At 73.8% G+C, this 5,993-nt stretch carries 5 protein-coding genes and 1 pseudogene; 4 read left to right on the top strand and 2 right to left on the bottom strand.

Features of this window, described 5'->3' with window-relative positions; all coding sequences use genetic code 11:
• Positions 1–133: 133 nt before the first annotated feature.
• Positions 134–583, bottom strand: a complete 450-nt coding sequence (locus AB0I98_RS49370; RefSeq protein ID WP_362953016.1) for a nuclear transport factor 2 family protein — start codon at positions 581–583, stop codon at positions 134–136.
• A 206-nt stretch (positions 584–789) separates the two neighbouring features.
• On the opposite strand from AB0I98_RS49370, the gene AB0I98_RS49365 reads away from it, so the two are divergent.
• The 4 genes from AB0I98_RS49365 to AB0I98_RS49350 all read left to right on the top strand — a co-directional run bounded on the left by AB0I98_RS49365 (position 790) and on the right by AB0I98_RS49350 (position 5,829).
• Positions 790–1,575 (top strand): SDR family NAD(P)-dependent oxidoreductase, encoded by a 786-nt coding sequence (locus AB0I98_RS49365; protein WP_362953014.1) that lies wholly within the window; start codon positions 790–792, stop codon positions 1,573–1,575.
• 77 nt (positions 1,576–1,652) lie between these two features.
• The gene (locus AB0I98_RS49360) at positions 1,653–2,606 is read left to right on the top strand and encodes an aromatase/cyclase (RefSeq protein ID WP_362953012.1); all 954 of its coding nucleotides are present in this window, start codon (positions 1,653–1,655) and stop codon (positions 2,604–2,606) included.
• Between the two features lie 56 nt (positions 2,607–2,662).
• The gene (ccrA, locus tag AB0I98_RS49355) at positions 2,663–4,030 is read left to right on the top strand and encodes a crotonyl-CoA carboxylase/reductase (protein ID WP_362953010.1); all 1,368 of its coding nucleotides are present in this window, start codon (positions 2,663–2,665) and stop codon (positions 4,028–4,030) included.
• On the top strand, positions 4,027–5,829 hold the full coding sequence (locus AB0I98_RS49350; protein WP_362953008.1) for a 3-hydroxyacyl-CoA dehydrogenase NAD-binding domain-containing protein: 1,803 nt from the start codon (positions 4,027–4,029) through the stop codon (positions 5,827–5,829). Before ccrA ends, AB0I98_RS49350 begins: the two co-directional genes overlap by 4 nt.
• Here AB0I98_RS49350 and AB0I98_RS49345 read toward each other — a convergent pair.
• Positions 5,786–5,993: pseudogene (locus tag AB0I98_RS49345) on the bottom strand (hypothetical protein); the annotation flags it as partial. The gene AB0I98_RS49350 and the pseudogene AB0I98_RS49345 overlap by 44 nt on opposite strands.

The following is a 5,993-nucleotide window of genomic DNA, read 5'->3' as shown; positions in this document are numbered from 1 at the left end:
CCCATCGCGGCCCCGCGGCGGAGCCGCATATCGACACAGCCCGCGGAGCGCTTAGGCCCTGCCGCACCCCTGCGGCTGTGCCGAGGCTGGCCCGGCGCGGTGGAGAGGCGGCCGGGTGCGGGTGGAGCCCCGCTCAGGCGAGGTCGTCGCGGGTCACCGTGCGGGCGGCCACCCGCAGTTCGCCGTCCTGGCGCACCAGGACGTCCTCGCACACGCACACCCGGTGCACCCGCGAGTCGCCGCCGATCTGTGAGGCGTACACGATCGCGTAGGAGCGGACGTCGAGCGCGCCGTCGGGCCGCGGGCGGACGTCGAGCATGCCCAGAAAGTGCCGGTGGCGCTGCCCGGCGGCGGCGAGTTCGGCCGCGGTGCGGCGGGTGGCCGCCACCAGGCCGGCCCGGCCGCGGACCGGCTCGGGCAGGGTCGGCACGGCGAACGTCGCGTCGTCGGTGAAGGTGTGCGCCCACTGCTCGGCCTCGCCGAGGTCCAACAGCTGCATCTGGTGGGCGTAGAACTGCTGCGCCTCGGTGTGCAGCGCGGCGGACCAGGCAGGGGCCTGCGCGCGCTCGGGTGCGATCGTCATGGCGTCTCCGTCGGTGTCGTCGATGTCGTCGATGCGGTCGTTGTCGTCGATGCGGCCGGGCGGTCAGCCTGCGCGCGCCCTCTCGCACCCGGTTGGAAGATCCCTCAAGCGGCGCTCTCACCGGGCCGGTCGAGGGATCTTCCGCCCTACCTCGAGGGGCCGGGGGGACGGTCGTGAGTCACCACGGCGTTTTGGGAAGGACACCGATGACGACAACGACGAAGCCCTCCGCGCTGATCACGGGCGCGACGAGCGGGATCGGCCTGGCCGCCGCCCGGGAGCTGGGCCGCCTGGGCCACCGGGTCTTCCTGTGCGCCCGGGACGGGCAGCGGGTCAAGCAGACGGTCGAGGACCTGCGCGGCGAGGGCCTGACCGTCGACGGCGCCGCGGCCGACGTGCGCTCGCGCGCGTCGGTCAGTGCGCTCATCGCCGCGGCCCTCGCCGCGTTCGGGCCGATCGGTGTGCTGGTCAACAACGCGGGCCGCAGCGGCGGCGGGGTGACCGCCGACCTTTCCGACGAGCTGTGGTACGACGTCATCGACACCAACCTCAACAGCGTCTTCCTGGTCACCCGCGAGGTCCTCGCCCGCGGCCGCCTGTCCGACGCGGCGTACGGGCGGATCATCAACATCGCGTCCACCGCCGGCAAGCAGGGCGTCGTGCTGGGCGCCCCCTACAGCGCCTCCAAGCACGGCGTCGTCGGCTTCACCAAGGCCCTGGGCCGCGAGCTGGCCCCCGGCGGCGTCACCGTCAACGCCGTCTGCCCCGGCTACGTCGAGACCCCCATGGCCCAGCGGGTGCGCCAGGGCTATGCCGCCGCCTGGGACACCACCGAGGAACAGGTCCAGGAGCAGTTCGAGGCGAAGATCCCCCTGGGCCGCTACTCCACCCCCGAGGAGGTCGCCGCCCTGGTCGGCTACCTGGCCTCCGAACCCGCCGCCTCCATCACCGCCCAGGCGCTCAACGTGTGCGGCGGACTGGGCAACTTCTGACCCCCTACCGGCATCCGCAGACAGACGCAGTCAGACGTACGAGACGCAGACAGACGCAGAGGGAAGAGGGAGTGAAGGTGTCGGCTGAACAGGTGCACCGCACGACGCACGACGTGGAGATCGCCGCGCCCGCGGCGGTCGTCTACTCGCTGATCTCGGATGCGGTCAAGTGGCCGCTGTTCTTCCCGCCGAACGTGCACGTGGAACAGCTGGAGTCGGACGGCACCGACGAGCGGCTGCGGATGTGGGCGACGGCGAACGGCACGGTCAAGTCGTGGACGTCGCGGCGCCGGCTGGACGGCGCCGGGCGCCGCATCGACTTCCGCCAGGAGGTGCCGGCCGCCCCGCTCACCGGGATGGGGGGCAGCTGGATCGTCGAGGAGCGGGGCCAGAGCAGCTCCCGGCTGGTCCTGCTGCACGACTTCACGGTGGGCGACCGCCGGGGGGACGCCGCGTGGGTCGAGCGGGCCACGGACACCAACAGCCGGGCGGAGCTGGGCCGGGTCAAGGAGCTCGCGGAGCTGCGGCCGCGGCTGGACGCGCTGGTGCTGTCCTTCGAGGACAGCGTGCACATCGAGGGCCCGGCCGAGCCGGTCTACGACTTCCTCCACCGGGTCGGTGACTGGCCCCGGCTGCTCCCGCACGTGGACCGCCTTGACCTGACCGAGGACATGCCCGGGGTGCAGGTCATGGCCATGGACACGCGCACCGCCGACGGCTCGGTGCACACCACCGAGTCCATCCGGGTCTGCTTTCCCGGCGCCGGCCGCATCGTCTACAAGCAGACCGCCACGCCCGCCCTGATGGACGCCCACACCGGCGCCTGGTCCGTGGTGGCGGACGAGGCCGGTGTGAGGGTCACCTCCCGGCACGATGTGGTCCTGCGCGAGGAGGCCATCGGCCGGGTGCTCGGAGCGGACGCCACCGTCGAACAGGCCCGCCGCTACGTCCGCGAGGCGCTGGGCCGCAACTCCACCGCCACCCTCCACCTCGCCAAGCAGCATGCGGAAGCGGCCCTCGCACCCCGCTGACGCGGCACGTGGACGCTGCCCGCCCCGCGCCTCTCACAGGGAATCAGGGAACTCACATGGATGAGATCGTCAGCGCTGTTCTCGCCCAGGACATCTCGCCGCAGGACGTCTCGCCGCGGGACGTCGCGGCCCTGCGGCTTCCGGCCTCCTACCTCGGTGCGGTGCTGCGCGAAGAGGACGTGGCGATGTTCGAGGGCATGGCCTCCAGCGACAAGGACCCGCGCAAGTCGCTGCAGCTGCGCCACGTGCCGGTGCCGCAGCCCGCGGCGGGTGAGGCGCTGGTGGCGGTGATGGCGTCGTCGGTGAACTACAACACCGTCTGGTCGGCCATCTTCGAACCGCTGCCCACCTTCTCCTTCCTCAAGCGGTACGCCCCGCTGTCCCCGGCGGCGGCCCGCCACGACCTGCCCTACCACGTGATCGGCTCCGACCTGTCCGGGGTGGTGCTGCGCACCGGGCCCGGCGTGAACCGGTGGCAGCCGGGCGACCGGGTGGTCGCGCACTGTCTGTCGGTGGAGCTGGAATCGGCCGACGGGCACGGCGACACGATGCTCGACCCCGAGCAGCGCATCTGGGGCTTCGAGACCAACTTCGGCGGCCTGGCCCAGCTCGCCCTGGTCAAGTCCAACCAGCTGATGCCCAAGCCGGAGCACCTGACCTGGGAGGAGGCCGCCGCCCCCGGCCTGGTCAACTCCACCGCCTACCGGCAGCTCGTCTCCCGCAACGGCGCCGGCATGAAGCAGGGCGACAACGTCCTGATCTGGGGCGCGAGCGGCGGACTGGGCTCCTACGCCACCCAGTTGGCGCTGGCCGGCGGGGCCAACCCGATCTGTGTGGTCTCCTCGCCGCGCAAGGCGGAGATCTGCCGGGCCATGGGCGCCGAGGCGATCATCGACCGCAGCGCCGAGGGCTACCGGTTCTGGAAGGACGAGCACCACCAGGACCCGCGCGAGTGGAAACGCTTCGGCAAGCGCATCCGGGAGCTGACCGGCGGCGAGGACGTCGACATCGTCTTCGAGCACCCCGGCCGCGAGACCTTCGGCGCCTCCGTCTACGTCACCCGCAAGGGCGGCACCATCGTCACCTGCGCCTCCACCTCCGGCTACCGGCACGAGTACGACAACCGCTACCTGTGGATGTCCCTGAAGCGGATCATCGGCTCGCACTTCGCCAACTACCGCGAGGCCTGGGAGGCCAACCGGCTGATCGCCAAGGGCAAGATCCACCCCACCCTGTCCAAGGTGTACCCGCTGGCGGAGACCGGGCAGGCCGCCTACGACGTGCACCGCAACCTCCACCAGGGCAAGGTCGGCGTGCTGTGCCTGGCCCCCGAGGAGGGCCTGGGCGTGCGCGACCCTGCGCTGCGCGCGAAGCACCTGGCCGCCATCAACCGCTTCCGTGAAGGGCAGGCGCCCCCCTCATGACCCACCTGCCCCCGCCCCCGGCCCCGGCCCCGGCCCCGGCCCCGCGCTCCCTGGCGCCGCCGACGGGCATCGCCGGCCTCGGCTCGGTCGGCGAATCACTGCTGCATCTGCTGCTCACCGCGGGCCACCGGGTGGTCGCCGTCGACACCGACCCCGACGCCCTGGCCCGGGCCGCGCGGCGGGTCAAGGCCGTGCACGGCGACGGCCCCGGCCCCGGCGCGGTGACGTTCACCGCCGACCACGCCCTGCTGCGGGGCGCGTCCGTCGTCGTCGAGGCGGTACCCGACACGCCGGACGCCAAGGCCGGCGTGCTGCGCCAGGTCACCGCCGTATGCCCGCCCGGCACCACCCTGGTGACCACCACGGCCGCGCTGCCCGTCACCCGCCTCGCGCTGTCCGCCGGGCGCCCCGCCGACCTGGTGGGACTGCGGCTGTTCACCCCGCCCTGTGCGGGCGGGCCCGTCGAGCCGGTGGCCACGCCGCTGGCCTCCCGCCAGGCCACGGCCGCGCTGGACGCGCTGGTGGCCGCGGCCGGCCTGGCCCCCGTCGAGGTCGGCGCCGGCCCGGCCGGCGACGCCACCGCGCTGGTGCTGGGGCTGCTGAACCGCTCGGTCCACCTCCTGGAGGAGGGCTATGCCGGCCACCACGACATCGACACCGCGCTGCGGCTGGGCTGCGGCCTGCCGGCCGGGCCGCTTGAGATGCTGGACCGCATCGGCCTGGACACCGCCCACAGCGCCCTGACCGACCTGTGGCGGCGCACCGGCGAGAGCTCCTTTCAGCCCGCGCCGCTGCTGGGCCGGATGGTCGAGGCCCAACAGCTGGGCCGCAAGAGCGGCCACGGCTTCTACACCTACGACGAGAGGGGCGCCCCGCTCCCGGGAGACGGGCCGGCCCCCGACACCGACGCCGCGGGCGTGGGCCGCGTCGGCGTGCTCGGCTCCGGCGCCATGGCCCGCGGCATCGCCGAGGTCACCGCTACGGCCGGCCACCCCACCGTGCTGGTGGCCCGCAGCACCGCGAAGGCGGACAGCGCGGTGCACGCCGTCGAGGCGTCGCTGACGCGCGCGGTGCGCCGCGGCCGGATCACCCCCGACACCAAATCCGCCGCCCTGGGCCGCCTGACGGGCGCCGACGATACGGCGGCGCTGGCCGACTGCGACCTGGTCATCGAGGCCGCGGCCGAGGAACTCACCGTCAAACGCGCCCTGTTCGCCGCCCTGGGCCGCACCTGCGCCCCCGGCACGGTGCTCGCCACCACCACCTCCAGCCTGTCCGTCACCGCCTGCGCCGAGGCCTGCGGCCGGCCCGCCGACGTCGTCGGCCTGCACTTCTTCAACCCGGCGCCGGTGATGCGCCTGGTCGAGCTGGTGCGCACGGACACCGCGGCGCCGCGCACCCTCGCCGTGGCCCGCGCCTTTTGCCGGGGCCTGGGCAAGAGCGTCGTCGAGTGCGGTGACCGCACCGGCTTCATCGTCAACCGGCTGCTGTTCCCCTACCTGGGCGCGGCCCTGGCCCTCCTGGACCGCCCCGGCGCGGAGGACACCCTCATCGAGCGCACGGACGCGGCCGTCCAGCACGGCTACGGCTACCCCATGGGCCCCTTCGCGCTGCTGGACACGATCGGCCTGGACGTCGCTCTGGCCATCCAGCAACGCCTCCACGCCCACTTCACCACCCCCGCCTACGCGCCCTCACCCGCCCTCGCGGACCTGGTCGGCGCGGGCTGCCTGGGCCGCAAGAACGGCCACGGACTCAAGGGGCCCACGGGGCCGCAGACGGCGACGCGTTCACGCTGACCACCTCGAGCAGGCCGCCGGCGACCCGGCCACGCCGCATCCGCCGGGCGCCGGCCCACAGGGCAGGCCGGGCCGCGGCGAAGAGCGACCGGGCGCCCACGCCGGTCATGGTGATCCGCGCGACGGTCTCGCCGGTGGCGCTGTCGACGGCGTACAGGTAGGCG

This window comes from Streptomyces sp. NPDC050211, assembly GCF_040656035.1.
Lineage (GTDB): Bacteria > Actinomycetota > Actinomycetes > Streptomycetales > Streptomycetaceae > Streptomyces.
This window is presented reverse-complemented; position numbering and strand designations above follow the sequence as displayed.

Excerpts from the sequence above, each read along its gene's own strand:
- AB0I98_RS49370 (WP_362953016.1), bottom strand. The coding sequence starts at position 583 with ATGACGATCGCACCCGAGCGCGCGCAGGCCCCTGCCTGGTCCGCCGCG.
- AB0I98_RS49365 (WP_362953014.1), top strand. The coding sequence starts at position 790 with ATGACGACAACGACGAAGCCCTCCGCGCTGATCACGGGCGCGACGAGC.
- ccrA (WP_362953010.1), top strand. The coding sequence starts at position 2,663 with ATGGATGAGATCGTCAGCGCTGTTCTCGCCCAGGACATCTCGCCGCAG.
- AB0I98_RS49350 (WP_362953008.1), top strand. The coding sequence starts at position 4,027 with ATGACCCACCTGCCCCCGCCCCCGGCCCCGGCCCCGGCCCCGGCCCCG.